The organism is Chthonomonas sp. (assembly GCF_035294165.1).
Lineage (GTDB): Bacteria > Armatimonadota > Chthonomonadetes > Chthonomonadales > Chthonomonadaceae > Chthonomonas.
The window spans coordinates 1-15934 of record NZ_DATGLN010000132.1 but is presented as its reverse complement, the minus strand read 5'-3'; the positions used below and the strand labels follow the sequence as shown (position 1 = coordinate 15934).

General features: G+C 60.2%; 12 protein-coding genes and 2 pseudogenes. 13 read left to right on the top strand and 1 reads right to left on the bottom strand.

The genetic code is table 11. The features are described from left to right. The first annotated feature begins 112 nt into the window (after positions 1 to 112). Positions 113 to 781 carry an IS110 family transposase gene (locus VKV29_RS06555; protein ID WP_324200502.1) on the top strand — a complete coding sequence of 223 codons (669 nt, stop codon included), beginning with the start codon at positions 113 to 115 and terminating at the stop codon, positions 779 to 781. Positions 782 to 834: 53 nt separating this feature from the next. After that, on the top strand, positions 835 to 1968 hold the full coding sequence (locus VKV29_RS06550) for an IS701 family transposase (protein ID WP_324200504.1): 1134 nt from the start codon (positions 835 to 837) through the stop codon (positions 1966 to 1968). 1186 nt (positions 1969 to 3154) lie between these two features. On the opposite strand, the pseudogene VKV29_RS06545 reads toward VKV29_RS06550, so the two are convergent. Continuing rightward, positions 3155 to 4102: pseudogene (locus VKV29_RS06545) on the bottom strand (transposase). 319 nt (positions 4103 to 4421) lie between these two features. On the opposite strand from VKV29_RS06545, the gene VKV29_RS06540 reads away from it, so the two are divergent. From VKV29_RS06540 to VKV29_RS06490, 11 genes and pseudogenes are all read left to right on the top strand, one after another. After that, positions 4422 to 5279, top strand: a complete 858-nt coding sequence (locus tag VKV29_RS06540; protein WP_324200503.1) for a class I SAM-dependent methyltransferase — start codon at positions 4422 to 4424, stop codon at positions 5277 to 5279. A gap of 65 nt (positions 5280 to 5344) precedes the next feature. Then, positions 5345 to 6514 carry a glycosyltransferase family 4 protein gene (locus VKV29_RS06535; RefSeq protein ID WP_324200501.1) on the top strand — a complete coding sequence of 390 codons (1170 nt, stop codon included), beginning with the start codon at positions 5345 to 5347 and terminating at the stop codon, positions 6512 to 6514. Further along, positions 6511 to 8034: an oligosaccharide flippase family protein gene (locus tag VKV29_RS06530; protein ID WP_324200500.1), complete on the top strand. Its 1524-nt coding sequence runs from the start codon at positions 6511 to 6513 to the stop codon at positions 8032 to 8034. Before VKV29_RS06535 ends, VKV29_RS06530 begins: the two co-directional genes overlap by 4 nt. Further along, positions 8031 to 9161, top strand: a complete 1131-nt coding sequence (locus VKV29_RS06525) for a glycosyltransferase family 4 protein (RefSeq protein WP_324200499.1) — start codon at positions 8031 to 8033, stop codon at positions 9159 to 9161. Before VKV29_RS06530 ends, VKV29_RS06525 begins: the two co-directional genes overlap by 4 nt. A gap of 41 nt (positions 9162 to 9202) precedes the next feature. Next, a complete protein-coding gene (locus tag VKV29_RS06520; RefSeq protein WP_324200498.1) occupies positions 9203 to 10447 on the top strand; it encodes a glycosyltransferase family 4 protein in 1245 nt (414 codons plus the stop codon). A 109-nt stretch (positions 10448 to 10556) separates the two neighbouring features. Beyond that, complete coding sequence (locus tag VKV29_RS06515) at positions 10557 to 11174, top strand: sugar transferase (RefSeq protein WP_324200497.1); 618 nt, start codon at positions 10557 to 10559, stop codon at positions 11172 to 11174. Next, the gene (locus VKV29_RS06510) at positions 11153 to 12133 is read left to right on the top strand and encodes a glycosyltransferase family 2 protein (RefSeq protein ID WP_324200496.1); all 981 of its coding nucleotides are present in this window, start codon (positions 11153 to 11155) and stop codon (positions 12131 to 12133) included. The genes VKV29_RS06515 and VKV29_RS06510 overlap by 22 nt, the downstream gene beginning before the upstream one ends. Positions 12134 to 12207: 74 nt before the next feature. Further along, positions 12208 to 12498 (top strand): annotated as a pseudogene (locus VKV29_RS15370) (alcohol dehydrogenase catalytic domain-containing protein); the annotation flags it as partial. Positions 12499 to 12588: 90 nt separating this feature from the next. Continuing rightward, complete coding sequence (locus VKV29_RS06500) at positions 12589 to 14334, top strand: bi-domain-containing oxidoreductase (protein ID WP_324200494.1); 1746 nt, start codon at positions 12589 to 12591, stop codon at positions 14332 to 14334. Continuing rightward, a complete protein-coding gene (locus VKV29_RS06495; RefSeq protein ID WP_324200493.1) occupies positions 14331 to 15326 on the top strand; it encodes an NAD-dependent epimerase/dehydratase family protein in 996 nt (331 codons plus the stop codon). Before VKV29_RS06500 ends, VKV29_RS06495 begins: the two co-directional genes overlap by 4 nt. Positions 15327 to 15535: 209 nt before the next feature. Next, positions 15536 to 15934 (top strand): nucleotidyltransferase family protein (locus VKV29_RS06490; protein ID WP_324200492.1); only part of this gene is annotated, 399 nt, incomplete at its 3' end.

Here is a 15934-nt window from a genome sequence, read left to right as displayed (position 1 = left end):
CTGATACCATGAAAACGCCGTGCCCCGAGTGGTGGCATACAATACGACTAAAAGCGACCACGGAAAGGGGGCGCGGAGTATGGGTTCTGGGTTTTGCGGGACAGTGATCGGCATGGACCTCGGACGGAGGTATTCCTGGTGTCGGGCCATCTCTACGGAAACAGGAGAGGTCCTTGGGAATGAGAGATTGCGAACCCGCAGGGAGGAGTTCCTCTCCTTCCTCCAGGGGCTTCCACGACCGATCCGGGTAGTCATGGAAGCCACGGGGAACTGGCAGTACCCCTACGAATGTCTGGAGGGGTGGGTGGAGGAGATCCAGCTGGCTCACCCTCTGAAGACCAAGGCGATCGCCTCTGCCAAGATCAAGACCGACCGGATCGACGCCACAATCCTGGCGCACCTGGGCAGGGCCGACCTCGTCCCCCAGGCTTACATCCCTCCCAGGGAAGTGAGGGATCTGCGCGAGATCCTGCGGCACCGGGCGTTTCTGGTATACCTCCAGACTGCTGTGAAGAACCGCATTCACTCCTATCTCTCCAAGCAGGGCCTCGAGCCTCCCTTCACGGACCTGTTTGGGAAGTCCGGTCTGGCCTGGCTAAGGGCCCTGGAGATCCGAGAACCGTACAGGAGTCTCCTCGACCAGGACCTCAGGATCTTAGTATTACAGCCGCAGTTAAAACCATGGTATAGTTTGGGAGAGATTCGTTGCACACATTGCGCTCAGAGAGGTGTTCCCTCATCATGGCATCCATCGCTGCAGGGCACGGGCCACGGCATCTGAAGGAATCCCCCACACCGGAAGAAGTCGCTGCTTGGGCGACAGGGTTGGAGCGGATGCACGCCCGCATCGCGCCGCATTTTGCGCGTCGTGAGCCGCGGGCACGGGCGTTGGCCTACCTCCGCGGGTTGCTCGGGCCCATCGAGCGCAAGAACGGCTGGCAACTGGCGGAGTATGTGGGCGATCCGACCCCAGATGGGATCCAGCGTCTGCTGGCGACCTATGAGTGGGATGCGGACGCCGTGCGCGACGATCTGCGGGCGTATGTCGTCGAGCACCTGGGAGACCCGCAGGCGGTGCTGGTCGTGGATGAGACGGGCTTTCTGAAGAAAGGGACCAAGTCGGTGGGGGTGCAACGCCAGTACAGCGGCACGGCGGGGCGGATCGAGAACTGTCAGATCGGGGTGTTTCTGGCATATGTCAGCCTGCGGGGGCATGCGTTCGTGGACCGGGAATTGTACTTGCCCCAGGAGTGGGCCGAGGACAGTGCGCGGCGCCGCGACGCCGGGGTGCCCGCAGAGGTCCCGTTTCGGACCAAGCCCCAGATAGCCCGCGTCATGCTCGAGCGGGCCTTCGCGCACCACATCCCGGCGCGCTGGGTCACGGCGGACGAGGTCTACGGCAACGATCGGGCCCTCCGTCTGTGGTTGGAGCAACGGCGCATCCCTTATGTATTGGCCTGCAAGCGCACCGAGCGCGTGTGGGTCCTCACCGCCCGAGGCCCCGCCCAGATAGCGGTGGCCACGCTGGCGGCTCACGTACCGGCGAATCGGTGGCACCTGCTCAGCGCCGGCGCGGGGGCCAAGGGGCCGCGGGTGTATGAGTGGGCGCGGGTTCCCCTGCGCCCGGTGGGCGAGCCCGGGACCGGCTCTTGGCTCCTGGTCCGCCGGAGTCTGACGGAGCCGACGGACCTGGCCTACTATGTCTGTTGGGGCCCAGCCGCGACGCCGCTACGCGAGCTGGTCCGCGTGGCCGGGGTCCGGTGGGCGATTGAAGAGGCGTTCGCGCAGGCCAAGGGGGACGTGGGCCTTGATCAGTACGAGGTGCGACGGTGGACCGGGTGGTATCGTCACATTACCCTGGCCCTCTTGGCGCATGCGTACCTCACCGTGGTGCGTGCGCAGACCCGCTCGGACAGCGGGCAAAAGGGGGGCCGCGGACGCGCACAGCCACACCGTGCGAAGCCGTGAGCCTCGCCGCCGTGCTCCCGTTGACGCTCCCCGAAGTGCGGCATCTCCTGTGTCGACTCGTCTGGAGCACTCCGCCGGATCTCGCGCACACCCTGCGATGGTCGACGTGGCGGCGGCGCCACCAAGCACGCGCCCAACGCTGTCATTACCAACGCCGCGTGGCGCGACTCCACGAGGGTCAACAATGAAGTGTGGCTGGTCGAGTAGGACCAGGGATCACCTGGGACCCCTCTGCCGAACGGCTCGTACGGATCTCCCTTAAGCCGCTCTAACTCAGCCTTCGGTCAAACCATCCACGGGCTAACGCCCTGGACAGAGAACGATGTGAGAGGTGAGTCTTCTTTAGGTTCGGTGGCTGCTCCCAAGGAGACACCATCCCCCACTCTCTCCTCACCACCGCCTCTTCAGCTGAGCTGGCCCCCTTCGCTCTTGCCTGGTTTCCCAGGCCGTCATCACTACTATGGAGCCACCCGATTCCTGAGCGCGCTTCGGCTCCGCTTTTCCGCTCCCGCGTTATACTTCGCCTACCTGCCTGAACGAGACCGAACCTCGCCAGCACAGGACGCGATCAGGCCTCTCCGGGTCATGCTGCTCTCTGTCCCACCATACTGCCCGCACCCACGACTGATCCCCCTGGTCTTCTCTGGATGCCGCTTCCTCCAGTACTAGCAGAGTCGGGCCTCCAGCGGTTCGCGCCGACCGGTTCGCCTGGCTTCGACAGCCTCGGCTGCGGCCTGGTGGTTTGCCTCAGGTCCTTCAGATTCCGCCTCGCGAGGGACACCCTCCCCTTTTCGGCTACGGTCCGCATCCAGTTGGACCGGCAGGTCTTTAACCTGCGAGAGAACAGCATGCCGGGCACACTAGTACTAGAGACTTATCAATAGCTTGTCTGGAGATCACCCGTGGCCAAGTAGGAGGGAGACTTTCGGATCGGAAAGAATTCGCAATAGAGCGGATGTAGGAAGTGGTATTAGCTAATTGCGACTTGTAGTGGACTCGCGCGGTTCCATATGGGTCACGCGATGAACAAAGGCACCAATTGGAAAGAGGTCCGGTCCTTCTCGCATCTTGGGAGCTCATTATGAATGCGGATGGGATGAAGTTCGAAAGTTCCTGTAAGAGCCAACGGCCTGGGCGCGATGCATGCTGCGCCACTCCCCTCCTCTTCTGGAGACGTCTTGTGGTGCTACTGGTTCATGAGCGCAGACGCCCGGTGGAGCGGAAGGCCCAGATCCTGGCGGAGGCGCAACAGGTGAGTACGCTCCGCGTCGATGATGCGAATCCGCTGCCAGCGCTGACTGGACCGCACCAGGGGTGCGTACACGAGCTTCAGGCAGCTCCGCGCATCGAGGAACCACGGGATGCTCTTGGTGCGTCGGTGCTCTTCCAGGACGCTCCGCTCGATCACATTCGCGGTCCGCGCAGACTTCCGGTACGCGCCCGGGAGGCGCAGAGGGGCGAGACGCGCCTCCAGATCGTCCCGGCGCGTAGCCAAGGCCGTCGGGTAGAGACGCGCAAAGCGCGCCGGGACCGCCAGCGCGGTCTACCGTCCCTCCTCATAGGTCGGCGCGCCGTGGAGTGCGACGACAGGGGACTTAACCTCGGCCCCCGCCGCGTCGGGCATCCTGTCCAGCACATTCGGCCTCTTGGGCCCCCAGCAGCGGAACCGCAGGCTTGTGGGCCAAGTCTCTTTGATCGCACGCAGCAGCCCCGGCCCCCCGTCGCTCGTGAGGCTCACCGGCGGGCGCAGGCCGCGGCGGACCAGGTTCCGCAGCATCCCCAGCCCGCAGCAGTCGCTCTCCGTGGTGCCCCAGGGCAGGTGCCGCAAGACTTGCCGGCCATCGGCGAGGATCGTCCAGGCGCCCAAGAGGCCCTCGACACCGCCCCCCTGGAGCCGGAGGGACTCCTAGACCGCGTCCATGAACAGGTACTCGACGGCAAAGCCCGACAGGTCGCACCGGGTGAAGGCCTGGGACTCCTCCCCCAGGCGCACGGTGACGGCACTCACCACGCTCGCGCTGACCAGGCTGGTCCCGGGGACGTCGGGGAAGGTGTCCTCGATGTCGCGCGTCGAGAGCCCCCGCGGATCCATCTCGGCGACCAGGCGGTCGAGGACATCGGTGGGGCCGCGCAAGAAGCTGAGGAGCCGGGACTGGGAGGGTACCAGGGTCTACCGGACCTAGGGGAGTTGCAACGGGATGTCGCCTTCGGCCGTCCGCACCTGGGCGGGCTCGTAGCCGTTTCGGGACCCGCGATGGGGTTCGGGGCCGCGGTGACGGACGTAGCGGTCCCGGCCCAGGGAGTCCGTAGCCTCTTCCTCGAGCAGCTCCTGCGCCAACCGCTGAGCCCCCACCCGGAGCAGGGTCCCCACCACGTCCCGGTCCTCCGGCACGCCGTCGTGGAGCAGCCGCGCGATCTCTTCCCGAATCTTGGCGCTCGGTGCTATCCTGGGCATGGGTTTGGGTTTCCCTTTCTGCTCCGCAAGGAGTTGGTGTCTCCCGCCCCCATTAGGGGAGCCCAGGCCGTCAACTTTTACAGGACCTCTACCACATCACCCACGGATGGTAATGAAAGACAACCTCACTATGCGATTTAGAGAGCGATTCTACAGGACCTACGTATCCTCCCACCTGGGAGCATGCCGATCGTTCACGCGTTCCCAGGTGGACCACGATGCGAGGTTATTTTCGGCTTTGTATGGACGGTACCTGCCGACGTCGAAAGACGCAAAAATACTGGAAGTGGGGTGCGGTGCGGGAAATTTCATTTCGTTCCTACGAGGACGGGGATACCGAGAGGTGCAGGGTATCGATCTTGGAGAGGAGCAGGTCACCTTGGCGAGGCATCTTGGCATTGATGATGTTGAGGTGGCGAACCTGTTTGAGTACCTTCCGGCACATGTCGAAGAGTTTGATATGATCGTTGCGCTGGATGTTATTGAGCACTTTACGAAGGATGAGATTCTACTTTTTCTTGACCTTGCATATCAGGCGCTACGTCCTCGAGGTCGAATTTTGCTGCGTACGCCCAACGCCGACTCCCCCTTTGTGTCGTGGATTCTCTATGGAGATTTTACCCACGAGATTGCATTCACTCCCTCAAGCATTAAGCAGGTTCTAAAGGTCGCGGGATTCGGAAACATTCAGGTATATGCTCTTGAGCCCTGGATCCATGGTCCTGCCAGTGCTGTTCGCTGGATAATCTGGAAGATGATAAAGCAGATAGTTCGCCTTTACTTTCTTGTTGAACAGGGGACGGCGGGGAGCGGTGTATTCACTTCCAATCTCCTGGCGGTCGCGGAGAAGATATGAAGCGATTCCGAATTGCCTATTTGGTATCTCACCCTATCCAATATCAGGTGCCTCTGCTGCGACGTATGGCCGAGCATCCCCAGATTGCCCTCCATGTGTACTACATGGAGCACCCGGGCGTCCGGTATGATCCAGAGTTCGGACAGCCTGTGCAGTGGGACATCCCGTTGCTTGAAGGTTACCCCTGGAGTACGCTTCGAAATTATTCACCCTTTCCGTCGAGTAGTGGTTTCCTACGCTTTATCCATCCCGGTATCTTTGGAATTCTGATGCGGCGTCAGTATGATGCTGTTATTGTTCATGGATATGCCCACCTTACGGAATGGTTTGCATTTATCGGATCGTGGCTCAGCCACACGCCGCTTTTCCTGCGAGGTGAATCGAACCTTCACAGCGCACGGCCGCTGTGGGTGAGGATTGTTAAATCTGTGTTGCTTAAGTATCTCCTACAACGAGTGACGGCCGTGTTGGCGATCGGAACTTTGAACCGGGAGTTTTACAGATTTTACGGAGTTCCCGAGGAGAAGATATTTTTCGTTCCATATGCGGTTGATAATGATCGATTCTTCGCTGAGGCTGCACGGCTGACCAACGCGGCTAATGATCTTCGTGATGAACTAGGCTGGCCCCGGTGGCTACCCATTGTCCTTTACGTGGGGAAGTTAGTCCCTCGAAAGCGTCCGCTAGACTTGTTGGAGGCTTATACTCAGGTGGTGAGGGATACCCCCGCAGGACTCTTGTACCTTGGAGATGGCCAGGAGCGTCAGCGACTGATCTCAGCGGCTGAAGCACGGGGTTCAAAATGGGTAGCGATCACTGGATTTGTCAATCAGACGCAGATTCCTCGATACTACGCGGCCGCTGATATCCTAGTTCTGCCCTCAGATCATGAGCCCTGGGGACTGGTTCTTAACGAGGGCATGTGCTTCGGACTTCCGGTGATTGCCAGCGACAGAGTGGGCGCCGCGCCAGATTTAGTTAGGCCGGGCGAAAACGGCTTTGTTTATCCCGTGGGCGACGTGGCTGCTCTTGCCCGGGTGCTCAAAATCGTACTTGGTGACCGCCAACTGCGTGCCAGGATGGGGCGCCTGTCTCGGGAGATCATTGCCCGTTACTCTTTCCAGGCGGATTTGGAGGGTGTTTGCGAGGCACTCCACTTTCTCCGCGAGAATCGAGCTGAATTACGCGCCGACGAAATGATCGGGTGTCCGTCGGAGAATGAGGGTGACGGATGAAGCCTCTCGGCGGAGCCCGACGTGCGCTCGCAGGAGCGGCATGGCTCAGTGGGGCTAGCTACTTATCATTCCTCCTCAATTTCGGGTTAAACCTTCTTCTTGTCCGGCTCCTCTTCCCGAAGGATTTTGGGCAGTTTGCTCTAGCGGGCTCCCTCGCAGAGCTTCTTTCCCTGGTTACTGGGGCGAGTTTGCCGCAAGGCGTCATTCAGATGTGGGGAGCTCCTAAGATCGTAGAGACAGCCTACGTTCTCAGTTTGAAGCTGTATGGGATGTTGATGCTCGGCGGGGCATTGGTCGCCCTTCTCGCCAGTGCCCACTTCCCGGGGCGGTTCGTACCTCTCTTTTTTACCCTGCTCGCTGTCCGGAACATTAGCGTTATCTCCTACGTTTACTCGGCCCTTCTAGAGCGTCGACTGGATTACTATCCCATCGCACTCGTTCGACTTTCTGCTACCCTGGCATCGGTTATTGTGACGCTTGTCTTAGCTCACGCTGGAGCGGGGGTGTGGAGTTTACTTGGTCGGGAGGCGGTGCTTTCCGTCATCACGTTCCTGGGAATGCGTATTGCGAGCGGATGGAGGTACTCCGGTGGGTATGACCGTGAGACTGCGCGCCGTTTATGGGAATTTGGCCGGCAGATGTTCGTGGGGAGGGCTCTGGAAACGTTATGGTACCGTAGCGATACGGTTATCCTGGGCATCCTTGCGGGGACAGCCAGCTTAGGATTCTATGATCGGGCCAGATACCTCGGTGAGCTCGGGCATTACGCGGTGTCTCTCGGTGCCGTGCAAGTAGCTTATCCTGTTTATTCGAGTCTACAACATGACCGTGGCACTCTCTCCTACACCTATAAGTTGTCGCACGGTCTTCTAGTTCGCCTCTTATGTCCCTACCTTCTTTGGCTCATGTTGTTTCCCCGCGAACTCGTTTCCGTGTTGTACGGATCCGGAGAGAGGTGGAGCGGCGTTGCGTTGATTCTGCCATGGTTTGCTATATTTGGTTTCCTATTTCCTCTTGTAGACAATCTGAAGGTCCTCCTGACCGGGGTGGGTCGACTTCGTGCAGCGGTTTGTCTTCGCTTCGCTCAGGTCCTCCTCACACTTGGGCTACTGGTTCCTGCCGTTCGGTTGGCGGGTGCGCAAGGAGCTGCGGCGGTCATGATGCTGAGCCAGATCGGAGGGCTGGTGATTGGTTACCGGGGGATACACGATTTGGTACTTGATCTCAACATACGTAGCTACATCCGTCCTCTCGTTTGCGCGGCACTGGCAGGAGGGGCGGTTGCCATTGTCCGCGGCCTGCACGTGCTCGCTTGGAAGGGTAGGCTGGGCGACGCTGCGACTCTATTCATTGTGGGATGCTTATATGTGGTTTGCCTTCTGCTCGTGGACCGAGAGCAACTCCGCGAACAAGTAGGAGCGATCGTCAATGGGTTCAAAGGTAGTGCTCCCGAGAAGGAGCCGGAGTTCTTGCTTGATGATACGGTCGAGACGATTCACTCCGGTGACGGCCGAACATGAGAGTTGCAATTGCTGTTGCGGGGACGTTCCATGCGTTCCGCTTAGCTGAACAGCTTAACCGGAGGCGCTACCTTGTTCGACTACTGGCGACCCACAGACCGCTGAGGGGTGAGCGCATTGACGGGAGACTAATAGTAGTGAATTCTCTCCCGGAGATCTTAATGCGCGTGCCACGCAGGATGGGGCTCCTCTGGGCGATTGGGGATTACCTGAAGGCTGTATCGTTTGACCGCTGGGCAGCTTCACGTTTGCCGGCATGCGATATCCTCGTGACGTGGGCGGGACATTCCCTGCGAACCCTCCGCACGGCACGGAGGATGGGGATTCGCACCGTTCTGGAGCGGGGCTCGGTGCATGTGCGGACCCAGTGGAGAATACTCGAGAAGGAGTATAAGCAATGGGGATGTGTAGTGCCTCCGGGTGATAGGCGGTTATTGGATCTTCAGCTCCGAGAGTACGAGGAGGCTGACTACATATGTGTTCCAAGCAAGTTCGCCCTTCGGAGTTTCATCCAGGAGGGTCTCTCGGAGAATCGGCTCATTTGCATCCCTTACGGCGTCGATGTAGATTTCTTCTCGCCGGGGGAGAGCAGGGCATTGCCATTCCGTGTTCTGACAGTTGGCCTCGGATTGCGCAAGGGTACGCCGTATCTGCTTGACGCCGCGGCCCGCTTGAACACGACCAACATTGAAATATGGCTTGTGGGGGCACCCCCCTTGGATGTAATTCCGTTTCTTCGGAAGCTTCCGGGGAATGTGAAGTTCCTGGGACCGGTTTCGCATCTCAAATTACCTGAAATCTACAGGCAGGTGTCGGTATTCGTTCTCCCATCGCTTGAGGAAGGACTCAGTCTGTCAGTTCTGGAGGCTCTGGCCTGCGGTGTTCCGGTTGTGGTAACCCCTAATACTGGGGCGGGGGATATTATCGTGGATGGCCGCAAGGGAAGAATTGTTCCTCCGCAGGATTCGGAGGCCCTTCGGCGGGTTATCATGGAACTCTACGAAGACGCTCCAAAACGGCACGCTATGGCGAGGGCGGCGGCGGAAACAGCTCGCGCGTGGAGCTGGGATAATTACGGCGACCGCGTCGTGGAGGCATACCGTGCGATCTTGCGTCATAGGACCTGAGTTCTCTGTTTCTCTTGGCGTCTAATCGGCCGGATGGACCGATGAAGATTATGCTCCTTACCCCTCACTATCTGCCCGAGGTCCGAAGTGTGTCTGTTCTCATGTCACAGTTGGCGGAAGATCTTGCAGGGATGGGGCACCATGTGACAGTGATCACCCCGTACCCCCCCCAACACGTTGAAATGGACACCTTCTCCGCAGCGGTAGCTCGGGAGGAGCGCGGCGCAGTTCATGTTGTTCGTATCCCTGTGCTTCCTTTCGTCAAAGTTCTCCCAGCGATGCGGGCCATTACGCATTTTACGCTTGCCGGGTTGATGTTCGCAGCAGGAGCGCGCCAGGAGCGTCATGATCTCATTATCGCCTACTCGCCTCCGCTGACGCTTGCGTTAGCATCGGAGGGGCTCGGTCGTCTTTGGAGATCTCCCTTTATCTTGAATGTCCAAGATCTCTATCCTCAAACTCTCATCGACTTGGGCATTGTCAGGAACCCGATCGTCGTAGCGGTTCTCCGATGGATGGAGAGGCGCGCTTATAGCAGCGCTGCGGCTATTACTGTTCACTCGGGGGGGAACCGCGAGCTTCTGATCCGAGGTGGAGTGCCGGAAGGGAAAATCACCGTTGTCCCCAACTGGGTTGACACATCGCACGTTGGTCGCGGTGGACTGAATCCGTATCGGGCCGAGTGGGGACTTGGGGATTCTTTCGTGGTCCTTTTTGCGGGCGTCATGGGTTATGCCCAGGACATGACGATTATTATTGAGGCGGCCACTCGCTTGCAGGACGAGCCGGGGATTGTGTTCGTGCTGGTGGGGGACGGCGTCCGGAGGCGTGAGGCCGAGGCTCTCGCTCGCTCTCGGGGTCTCACTAACGTGCGGTTTTTCCCATTTCAGCCGGTCGAGCGGTATCCTCTCCTCGTTGAGGCGGCTGACTGCTGCCTGGTAACGTTGCAGGCCACCGTCGCGACGCCGGTCGTGCCTTCGAAGATCGCAGGAATTATGGCGGCCAGCCGGCCAATCGTAGCAGCGGTGCCACCCGGCGACGCCCGCGAAATTGTCGAGGATTCGGGAGGAGGGATTTGTGTCCCGCCGGGCGATTCCCAGGCCTTGGCCCGCGCCGTGCTCTTTCTCGCCCGAGATCCCGCATCTCGGCGGGCGATGGGGGAGGCAGGCCGTCGGTACGTGGAGACCCACTTCTCCCGGAGGGCGGCGACCGAGATCTACGGTCGACTGGTCGAGGACCTCACGCGAGCCTCCGCGAAGGATAACTCTCTAGCGGGCTCTAAGTGAGTATACCATGGCGGCGATATTCTTCGGTCGTCTTAGGGGCCGAACGTCGATGAGGCGCTCGGGGATCCGGGAACCCTACCGAGACAGGGTGAACGGTTACGGGTACGTGTTGAAACGACCACTGGATGTTCTGCTCTCAATCTTGGGGTTGGCATTGCTTGCACCTGTCTGTATTCTTATCGCGCTGGCCGTTTGGGTGGAGGACCGCGGCCCCGTCTTCATACGCCAGGTTCGTGTGGGACAGGGGGGAGTCCCCTTCAGCGTGCTTAAGTTCCGCACGATGTACAATCACTCTCACTGCGGGGTGCATCGACAGGCGACGGCGAATGATAGCCGTATCACCCGGGTTGGGCGTGTTTTGAGGGCGACGGCCCTTGACGAGATTCCACAGCTTCTCAACGTGCTGAGGGGCGAGATGAGCTTCGTCGGGCCGCGCGCTCTCCTTCCCCGCGAAATCGAGGTAGATCCCCGATCTCGCTACAGACAGATCGAGGAAGTTCCCAACTACCACGTGAGGATCGCAGTCCGTCCGGGGCTGACAGGGCTGGCCCAGATCTATGCCCCCCGGGACATTAGTCGGCAGAAGAAATTTAAGTACGACGCCCTCTATGTGAGACGGATGAGCCTCTGGCTCGATCTGCGGTTGATTCTGGCGTCCGTCTTCATCAGCCTTGCAGGGCGATGGCCTAGAAGGGGCCGCCCGTTATGGCAACAGCAAACTCGCTGACAGGGCAGCGATCGGGCGCTGGGTCGCTTGACATACCGTCCGTGCCCTTGGCTGTTGTGATCCTCACCAAAGACGAGGAGGAAAACATCCTCCACGCGCTCCGCAGCGTCACGGGGTGGGCAGCGGAAGTGTGGGTTGTTGACGCAGGGAGTACGGACCGAACCGTCTCCCTTGCGGAGGCTGTCGGCGCCAAGGTTGTCACCCATGAGTTTAGCGGATATGCTGCCCAGAGGAACTGGGCCCTCCGCAACCTGCCCTTTGGGCACGAGTGGGTGCTGTTCCTCGATGCCGATGAGCAGGTGAGTGCGGAGCTTCGGGCCGAGATCTCCCAGGCGTTGACGTCTCTGCCGGATGAGGTCGCTGGGCTCTACGTAAAGCGTCGGTTCATCTTCCTGGGTAGGTGGCTTCGGCATGGTGGTTATTACCCTGTGTGGCTCCTCCGCATCGTTCGACACCGACGCGCACGGTGTGAAAACCGTCTGCTCGACGAACACCTCGTGGTGGATGGGCTGACCCGGCGCCTCCACTTCGACCTCGTGCACGAGGACCGTCGGGGGTTGGAGCGGTGGGTAGCCCGACATCTCCAGTACGCCGAACTGGCTGCCTTGGAGCTGGGCGATGAGAGGAGAGGAGATTTCATTCCGTCTCGGCCGTGCACCGAACAGGAAGCGAGGTCGCGATGGTGGTACGAGAGAGTGTACCGACGCCTGCCCGCTGGATACCGGGCTCTCGGCTATTTCCTCTACCGGTACCTTCTTCGGGGAGGATTCCTCGACGGTCGGGAAGGTCTGATTTACCACGGACTTCAAGCTTTTTGGTTTCGGTTGTTGGTTGACGCTAAAGTCCTTGAGCGAGAGCGGTTCGGGGCGGAGGTTTCGGAGGTTGGCCTGCTTGAGTCTGCTGGAGGGCCAAACGGGACTCCGCCCGTATCCGGTGTGACCCCGAGGGATAAGCGGTGAAGCAGGTTTTCGTCAATCCACGGACGGGAAACGTAGAAATTGTGGATGTGCCCATCCCACAGGCCAAGCCGGGGATGGTTCTTGTCCGGAACAGGGCTTCGCTCATCAGTTCAGGGACGGAGCGCATGGTTTTGACCCTCGCGGCTCAGGGTCTCGTTGGCAAGGCCCGTGCGCGTCCAGACCTCGTCCGTGAGATCCTCAACAAGATGAGGCGCGATGGCGTGCGCACGACAGTCCGCGAGGCATGGTCGCGGCTTGAGACCCCTTTGCCATTGGGCTACAGTAGCGCAGGCGTGGTGTTGGAGACCGGGCCCGGGGTGCATGATCTCAAAGTGGGAGACCGCGTGGCGTGCTCTGGCGCGGGATGGGCTTCGCACGCGGAGGTCGTAGCGGTTCCCCGTCGGCTTTGTGTCCGTCTTCCCGAAGCAATCGGTTGGGAGGCGGGAGCCTTCGGGATGTTGGGGGCGATTGCGCTTCATGGCATTCGCCGGGCGGGAGCGGGGCTAGGAGAGATCGTAGCAGTCCTGGGGCTCGGGATTGTCGGCCAGCTGGCGCTCCAGATGCTACGCGTGGCCGGGTGCCGGGTACTTGCCTTTGATCCACTTAAGGATCGCGTTGCACTAGCCCTCACCCTCGGAGCTGATGTTGCCACCGACTCCCCTGACGATGCCGTATCGTCCGCAAGGCTGCTGTCGGAGGGGAGCGGCGTCGATGCGGTCCTCGTTGCGGCATCTACGGCCAGCGACGCGCCATTGGAGCTGGCCGCCGAGCTGGCCCGACCTCGAGCCAGGGTAGTAATGGTTGGGGTCACAGGGATGAGGGTGCCGCGTCGTCCTTTTTGGCAGAAGGAACTCACGCTCCTTCTATCACGGGCGTCTGGCCCTGGTAGCGAGGAAGCCGACGATGAAAAGTGTGGAGCTGAACTTTCACGTGCGTACGTGCGGTGGACCGCCGATCGCAATGTCGGGTGTTTTCTTGACGAGGTGGCGAGGGGGACCGTAAGGGTTGAACCTCTCATCACTCATAGGTTCCCTATTGAACGGGCCCGGGAGGCTTATGACCTGCTCCGCGGTCGGAGGAAAGAGCCCCACCTCGGGATCCTCCTAACGTACGAGGACCGATCTGCGGAAACCTCGTTTACTGGCCCTCACACGCTTGTTCTCCGTCCGGCGACGGTTACGGTCAAGGATTCGATAGGTATCGGCGTAATCGGTGCGGGCTTGTTCGCCAGGACGATCCTTCTCCCCGCCTTGAGGACGATTCCCGCCCTGCGACTTCGGGGTATAGCTGCAGCCTCTGGCGGCTCGGCTCGGTCGGCGGGAGACCGTTTCGGGTTTGAATACGCTACCACAGACCCTAAAGAGATCCTTGGAGATGATGAGGTGCAGGCCGTCATAATAGCGACGCGGCATGATCTGCATCCTGCGCTTGTAGCAGAAGCGCTCCGGGCGGGCAAGCACGTCTTCGTCGAAAAGCCCCTTGCTATTACAGTCGACGGCTTGCAGGAAGTCATCCAAGCGTACATGCATTCCCCTCGTGTGCTGATGGTCGGGCACAACCGTCGTTTCTCCCCGCTCGTCCAGGAAATCAAGACATTCCTGGGAAATACGCGTCCCCTTGTTGTCGTGTACCGTGTCAACGCCGGGACTCTTGCCCCCGGCCACTGGGTGTACGACCCTGTGGAGGGAGGAGGGCGGTGGCTTGCTGAGGGATGTCATTTTATAGATCTGATTCAATACGTTACGGGGAGCGAGCCGGTCCAGGTCTTTGCGCGAGGGATCAGCCCGGATGGGGTGGCAAACTCTCTTGTGACCATAATTGTATTCGCGGATGGTTCGTGCGGTCTCATTTCCTACGTCGACGGGTCCGATCGCGGGGTGTCCCGCGAGCGGGTGGACATCCAAGGTGAAGGTATTGCCTGCAGTCTGGAGGACTTCCGCGTGGCCACGCTCACTCGACGTGGCCGCGCCCGAAGGATCCGGCGGTGGGAGTCAGAACGTGGCTACCGGGAGGAACTAGCGGAGTGGCTCGCGGCAATCCGGGGAGAGAAACCCCCTCCTGTGGACTTTGCCAGCTACGTTGCGAACGTTGCAACCTGTATTGCGGTACTCGAATCTGCTCGGAAGGGAGGCCCTGTGCCTGTAGATATTACTTCGTTTCTTGAGAAAGACAAGGAAAGGGTCCCCGGGGGTGGAGGATGACCACCAATGATTCCTACACTGGCGCGACGGTTCTCGTCACGGGTGGAGCTGGATGCATTGGGAGTAATCTCGTCCGCGCACTTGTCGAAAGAGGAGCGGCCAGGATTGTCGCGCTGGACAATCTCTCGTCGGCTAGCAGGTGGAATGTGCCTGACCATCCTGCTGTTCGATTTGTCCAGGGGAGCATTCTCGATGATGAGACTTTGCGGATGGTCTTCGCCGACCGTCCGGATTACGTATTCCACCTGGCCGCCCTTTTTGCCAACCAAAATTCGGTTGAGCACCCGGAGCAGGACCTTCTGGTCAATGGTTTGGGGACCCTGAAGGTGCTCCAATTCGCCCACTTGGCACGAGTCCGCCGGTTCGTTTATGCGTCCTCAGGCTGTTCGGTCTACGGGAGCCAGGCTCCTCTGCCATTGAAGGAGGACTTCGTGTCCCTCAATTTGGACACGCCGTACCAGATCACCAAGCTCCTGGGTGAGCTCTACAGTAACTTCTTCTGCGGCTATTACGGGCTGCCCGTTGTCCGAACGCGTTTCTTTAACGTCTACGGCCCGGGTGAAATTCCGGGCCGATATAGGAATGTGATCCCGAATTTCCTATACTGGGCGATGCGCAAAGAACCCCTTCCCATTACGGGAACCGGTGAGGAGACCAGGGACTTTACATACGTTGACGACGTGGTCAGGGGACTTTTGGCCGCAGGTGTCGCCGAGGCCGCCGTGGGAGAGGCGGTGAACCTAGCCTCCGGACGCGAGGTGACCGTAAATTACTTGGCGAATCTCATTAACGAACTTACAGGGAATCCTGCTGGTGTTCGGTATGTCTCACGACGTCCATGGGATCGCATCACGCGCCGGTGTGCGTCTGTCGAAAAGGCCGAGCGTCTCCTCGGGTATCGACCTTCCGTCGACTTTGAGACCGGACTGCGGAGGACGTGGGAATGGTTTAAGGCCAACTGGGATCGCATCAATCGTGATGCGCGGTTTTAGGTTCTGAGAGCGGCGGTTGAGCCGTCCAATGTGCTCATAGTCCTATCGAAGATAGCGGTTTCGAGATGGTGATAAGGCAGTCTCCTGGGCTGGTGTGACGACGGATATGAAGGCGCGGGTGTCCATATGGGTGCGAGAGCGGGCACGTATGCTATGATCAGGCTATAGCCGTCATCGATCATAAGGTTGAGCCTCGGGGGCCTCTGCCAATGTTCGCCATCGTGCTCGCTGGAGGCAAGGGAGAGCGCCTGCGACCGTTCACGGAGGACCGTCCCAAGCCCATGGTGGAGATCATGGGGATCCCGATCCTCAGCTACCAGCTCCAGTGGCTCCAGGGGCAGGGCATCACCGACGTGGTCCTCTCGTGCGGCTACCGCCACGAGGTCGTGGAGTCCTACTTCGGCGACGGCGAGCGGCTCGGCGTCCGGATCCGCTACTCCATCGAGCGGGAGCCCCTGGGGCGGGGGGGCGCGCTCCGGCTCGCGCTGGCCCACGTGCCCCCGGAGGAGGAGGCGGTCGTCGCCACCAACGGCGACGTCCTCACCAACCTCCGCCTCGGGCCGGTCCTCGAGGCGCACCGGTCCAAGCGGATGCTCGCGACGGTGGTG

Excerpts from the sequence above, each read along its gene's own strand:
- VKV29_RS06525 (WP_324200499.1), top strand. The coding sequence starts at position 8,031 with ATGAGAGTTGCAATTGCTGTTGCGGGGACGTTCCATGCGTTCCGCTTA.
- VKV29_RS06555 (WP_324200502.1), top strand. The coding sequence starts at position 113 with ATGGACCTCGGACGGAGGTATTCCTGGTGTCGGGCCATCTCTACGGAA.
- VKV29_RS06520 (WP_324200498.1), top strand. The coding sequence starts at position 9,203 with ATGAAGATTATGCTCCTTACCCCTCACTATCTGCCCGAGGTCCGAAGT.
- VKV29_RS06495 (WP_324200493.1), top strand. The coding sequence starts at position 14,331 with ATGACCACCAATGATTCCTACACTGGCGCGACGGTTCTCGTCACGGGT.
- VKV29_RS06540 (WP_324200503.1), top strand. The coding sequence starts at position 4,422 with ATGGGTTTGGGTTTCCCTTTCTGCTCCGCAAGGAGTTGGTGTCTCCCG.
- VKV29_RS06500 (WP_324200494.1), top strand. The coding sequence starts at position 12,589 with ATGTTGGGGGCGATTGCGCTTCATGGCATTCGCCGGGCGGGAGCGGGG.
- VKV29_RS06510 (WP_324200496.1), top strand. The coding sequence starts at position 11,153 with ATGGCAACAGCAAACTCGCTGACAGGGCAGCGATCGGGCGCTGGGTCG.
- VKV29_RS06530 (WP_324200500.1), top strand. The coding sequence starts at position 6,511 with ATGAAGCCTCTCGGCGGAGCCCGACGTGCGCTCGCAGGAGCGGCATGG.
- VKV29_RS06535 (WP_324200501.1), top strand. The coding sequence starts at position 5,345 with ATGGCCGAGCATCCCCAGATTGCCCTCCATGTGTACTACATGGAGCAC.
- VKV29_RS06550 (WP_324200504.1), top strand. The coding sequence starts at position 835 with ATGCACGCCCGCATCGCGCCGCATTTTGCGCGTCGTGAGCCGCGGGCA.